Source organism: Candidatus Binatia bacterium, assembly GCA_036382395.1.
Taxonomy (GTDB): Bacteria; Desulfobacterota; Binatia; order HRBIN30; family HRBIN30; genus JAGDMS01.
Window position 1 is genome coordinate 1 of the sequence record DASVHW010000410.1, and the last position, 2,777, is coordinate 2,777.

The 2,777-nt window shown below is 62.3% G+C and carries 2 protein-coding genes; one reads left to right on the forward strand and one right to left on the reverse strand.

Going from position 1 to position 2,777, the window contains the following annotated elements; genetic code table 11:
- The first annotated feature begins 7 nt into the window (after nt 1-7).
- Nucleotides 8-1,933 carry a CocE/NonD family hydrolase gene (locus VF515_20150; GenBank protein ID HEX7409938.1) on the forward strand — a complete coding sequence of 642 codons (1,926 nt, stop codon included), beginning with the start codon at nt 8-10 and terminating at the stop codon, nt 1,931-1,933.
- A gap of 15 nt (nt 1,934-1,948) precedes the next feature.
- On the opposite strand, the gene VF515_20155 is transcribed toward VF515_20150, so the two are convergent.
- A complete protein-coding gene (locus tag VF515_20155) occupies nt 1,949-2,734 on the reverse strand; it encodes an alpha/beta hydrolase (GenBank protein ID HEX7409939.1) in 786 nt (261 codons plus the stop codon).
- Between the last annotated feature and the right edge of the window lie 43 nt (nt 2,735-2,777).

Below are 2,777 nucleotides of genomic sequence, written 5' to 3' on the forward strand. Positions count from 1 at the left end.
CCCGGTTTTGGGCACACTGCTGCTGCTCGCGACATCTGCGGGCCAGACGACGACGCCGGCGAAGTATCCCGCGTTGCCCAGCGAAACACCGTCGAAGTTTGAACCCGTCACGGACAGCTTCGATTACGTCCAGCGCGACGTGATGATCCCCATGCGCGACGGCGTCAGGCTGCACACCGTCATCCTGGTTCCGAAAGGCGCCACCCATGCGCCCATCCTGCTGACGCGGACACCGTACAACGCCTCCGCGCTCACGAATCATGCGCAGAGTTCGCACCTCGGCCCCATGCTCAACGGCTACGACAACGCGACCGACGTAATCGCGGATGGGGGCTATATCCGCGTGGTGCAGGATGTACGCGGGAAGTACGGTTCCGAAGGCGACTACGTGATGAACCGCCCGCTGCGCGGCCCGCTCAACCCAACCCCCGTCGATCACGCTACCGACACCTACGACACCATCGATTGGCTGGTGAAAAACATCCCCGAAACGAACGGGAAGGTCGGGATCCTCGGCATCTCGTACGACGGCTTTTTACCGCTGATGGCGCTCGTGAATCCGCACCCCGCACTCAAAGTCTCGGTGCCGATGAATCCCATGGTGGACGGCTGGATGGGCGACGATTGGTTCCACAACGGCGCGTTCCGCGAACAGGGCCTGGGCTACATCCAGAACCAGGAGGCCACGCGATCGTCCGACCCCAAATGGTGGACCAGCCATTACGACATGTACGATGAGTTCCTTCAGTACGGCTCCGCCGGCGAACTGGGGCGCCGCCACGGCCTGGAACAGGTCGGCTTCTGGCGCAAGTTACTTGAACATCCGGGCTACGACGCGTTCTGGCGCGAGCAGGCGGTCGACAAACTGCTGGCTAAGGAACCACTGCAAGTGCCGGTCATGCTGGTGGCTAGCCTTTGGGACCAGGAAGATATCTACGGTGCGATTGCGGTGTACAAGGCTATCGAGCCGAAGGACACGACCAACGACAAGGTCTTCCTGGTTCTCGGCCCCTGGCATCACGGGCAGGAGATCGGCGACGGCAGCAGCCTCGGCGCGATCAAGTTCAACAGCGATACCGCACTCTATTTCCGCCAGCACATCCTGGCGCCATTCCTGGCTCACTACCTGAAGGACGAAGCTCCGAAGGTGGACGTCGCACCCGTCAATGCCTTCGAAACCGGGACCAATCATTGGCTGAAATTGCCGGGCTGGCCCGCGGGATGTCCGACGGGCTGCACGGTCCGACCCACGCCTCTTTATCTGGAGGCAGGACTGAAGCTGAACTTCACGGCGCCGAATGCCGCCGACGCCGGGTTCGAGGAATACGTTTCCGATCCCGCGCGGCCGGTGCCATTCCGTCTGCGTCCGATTGATTCGAACTTCTCCAGCAATGGCAAGACGTGGTCGCAGTGGCTCGCTGATGACCAGCGCGAATTCTCCGGCCGCACCGACGTCCTTGCCTACGTCTCCGACGTGCTAACCGCGCCGCTGAAGATCAGTGGTCAGCCGGTCGCCAACCTGGTGGCTTCCACAAGTGGGACCGACTCGGACTGGGTGGTGAAGGTCATCGACGTCTATCCCGACGAAGTAGCCTCCCAACCGGCGCTGGGTGGATATCAGTTGATGGTTTCCGCCGACGTGTTCCGTGGCCGATATCGCGAAAGCCTCGAAACGCCCAAACCGATCGTGGCGGACAAGCCCCTGGTGTACCGCTTTGCGCTGCCGACCGCGAACCACGTTTTCCTGCCCGGTCACCGCATCATGGTCCAGGTCCAGTCGAGCTGGTTTCCGCTCTACGACCGCAATCCCCAGACCTTCGTGCCGAACATCTTCTGGGCGAAACCGGAAAACTACCGAAAAGCCGTGCAGCGGATTTACCACGCTCCCGGCCAGGAGAGCTTCGTTGAATTGCCGGCGGTGAGAACGCCTTGAGCTGAAACTGCGGCTTCAGTGGAGGATTCCAACGATGGAGTTTTCCACTTGCTGCCATGCATTGGCAGTGGGCACCACCAACTCGAAGTGCCACGCTTCGGGCACGCTGACCAATTTCACGTCATCGCCGCCCTTGCGCGCGCGGGATTCGTATTCCACGGACAGCTTGTGCGGGACCAGCTTGTCTGACTCGCCGTGGACCAACACCTGCTCAACGCCCAGCGGTAACAATTCAACGGGCGAACCCTGCTGGCAGCGCTCTGCAAACTTGTCGGGCTTGCCGCCCATTAATTGATACGCCATGTCGCCGCAGACGTTTTCCGCTCCCGCCTGCGCCAGGTCCGCAATGCCCGCCAGCGACACCACTCCGCGCAGCGCAATCGGATCCGAAGCGTACAGCTCGCTCGACTTCGGCAGCCTGTGGCGTGCCCCGAGCCACAACGCCAGGTGTCCTCCGGCGGAATGTCCGACGGCGACAACCCGCTTCAAATCCAGCGGATACTGCTTCGCCAACTCGCGCACATAGTCCGCGGCCTTCGCGACATCCTGAAATGTTCCCGGCCAGCCTCCGCCCGTGTCGCCGACGCGGCGGTACTCGATCGTCCAGGTTGCGATTCCGGCTCTCGTCAGCGCGGCGCTCGCGTTACCCATGTAGCCGAGGTCGTACTCAGCGCTCCAGCATCCGCCGTGAATCACGATCGCCACCGGGAACGGACCCTTGCCAGGCGGCATCCGCAAATCCCCGAATTGAAGAGGATCGCTGCCGTAGGCAATGCGGCGGTCAGCCTTGGCCTGCGGCATGTGGATCGCTTCCTGGGTGCTCAGGGTTTGCGCGTCGGCGAAG